At 48.4% G+C, this 1,881-nt stretch carries 1 protein-coding gene; it reads right to left on the bottom strand.

The window, feature by feature from the left end; all coding sequences use genetic code 11:
• Positions 1-113: 113 nt before the first annotated feature.
• On the bottom strand, positions 114-1,881 hold a 1,768-nt coding region (locus tag B1748_RS36155; protein ID WP_256976163.1), incomplete at its 5' end, for a transposase.

The following is a 1,881-nucleotide window of genomic DNA, read 5'->3' on the forward strand; positions in this document are numbered from 1 at the left end:
GAGGCTGTCTATTCACTGTAGATAAGAACGAGTTGCGTGCTGGAATGGGGAAATTTTGTGCTGGAGGGAGCCGCTGAGTGGGATGATCGGAGGGCTGGGGAGTCGGATTCTACTTAGTAACTAATGGCATTTCGACGTCGAATAAACCCAGGTCTTTGAGGAAGTAGCTTCCTCAACGTGAGTTTCAAATTAACGACCATGGCAGCCAAGTAACCTTTAAGCTGCAACGCTTTTCGGCTTTTCGTTAAGGGTCTCTCTAAACCACAGTCATTCTTCAATTCTTGGTTCTTTCGTTCAACCAGCATGCGCTGTTTGCGATCTAATTTGCCGCTAATCGTAGCGTTGTAATCCTTGGCAGCCTCGTACACTTCATAATAGTCACTGTGAAATACCCGGCGCTCTGCTTTTCCTGTTGTACACGCCGAGCGTAAGGGGCAACTTTCACAGTCTGTCTTTTCAAAATAGTATTGCCAACCGCTGCTTTGAGGAATATGACGCTTTTTTACGGTATCCTTTTCGTTCGGACAAGTGTAGCAGTCCTTTTCCTTGTCATAGCTAAATCGGGCGAGGTCGTATCCCTTTGAGGGGTGACTGCCCAGAATGACAGGGGCTACTACAGGGATACCAATAGTGGCAAGCATAGTGCGCTGCAACCCGTGGCCGTAGGCGGTGTCACCTAACATGGCGCGTGGCGAAATTTCGAAAAAGCTTTGTACTTCTTTGGCCATTGCGTACATAGCTTCTCTGTCATGTTCATTCGCAGGTACGGCGTTTACATTCAGCACAACGGAGCTGGTCCCACACAAATTTTGTAGTTTGTAGCCACATGTGACGGTGGATGTATTCTTTCTCCCGACTCGAGCGTGCGGGTCAACAGCGCTCATAAGACGATCCTTTGCTCTTTCATGGCTCGGGATTTTTTCAAACACAATCTCTTGTTCGGTTTGGTTCCGCGCAGAGTCAATCGGGTCGCCATCAGTCGGCGGTACAGGTCGGCTGTTCTGCTCTAAAATGTCCTGCAAAATGCGTTGCAAATGCTGAGAAGTCTCGCGCTCTTTTTCCGTGAGTTCTTTTTGCAACAAAGCAGACACATCCTCGAGTTGAAACCATTGAAGCAAACCATAAGCTTGTGCCACCAACTTGCTGAAAGCGAGCATGTGACCAGCAGTAGATGGTTGTACGGAGGTACGAGCGTAGAGTCCATCGGTCTCAACCGAAGCGAGTGCGAGTTGGTATATCGCACGATGGCTACGTTTTAAATGTTGAAGGACCCGGATCATAGCATGTTGAATCAAGCGATAGGTGCGCGGCTTCGAGAGTGCGGGATTTGAGGCAAACGAGTCGATGATCCATTTCTCCGAGTGATCGCCCCAAAGGCCATGGCTGTACATTTGGGCAAGAATGTAGAAGTGGCAGGCTTTAAACATGGCGGTTCCCATACGTGAGCGGTCCAAGCCAATCGTACTGTGATCAAACCCAAAGAAGTCGACGGGCAAGCCTAAGAAACGCTTAATGAACAAGTCGCTAATTATGCGCTCTTCCACCTGGCGGTCGGAAAGACCGTAGTATATCTGAATGAGATGGACTTTAAGCTTCAGTGAAGGCGCATACGGGTGCTGTCCGCGCCCCGAGTAGAGCACGGAGCACAATGAATCTGCAAAAGAAAAGTCTATCTTCTTCTCTAAGTGACTCCAAAAAGGATGCTCAGGAAGCTTGGAGTATACCATCATATCTGCAAAAGACATTTGATCGAACTCTTTGTAACGCACACGTCTATTCAACACAGCACAAACCCCCGGCCCAAGTATATCTTCCATTATACCTGGGTTCGGGGGGGATGGACTATGGAATTTCAGTTTTTCACAATGAATAGACAGCCTC

Origin of the sequence: Paenibacillus sp. MY03 (assembly GCF_002165585.1) — a bacterium.
Lineage (GTDB): Bacteria > Bacillota > Bacilli > Paenibacillales > Paenibacillaceae > Pristimantibacillus > Pristimantibacillus agaridevorans.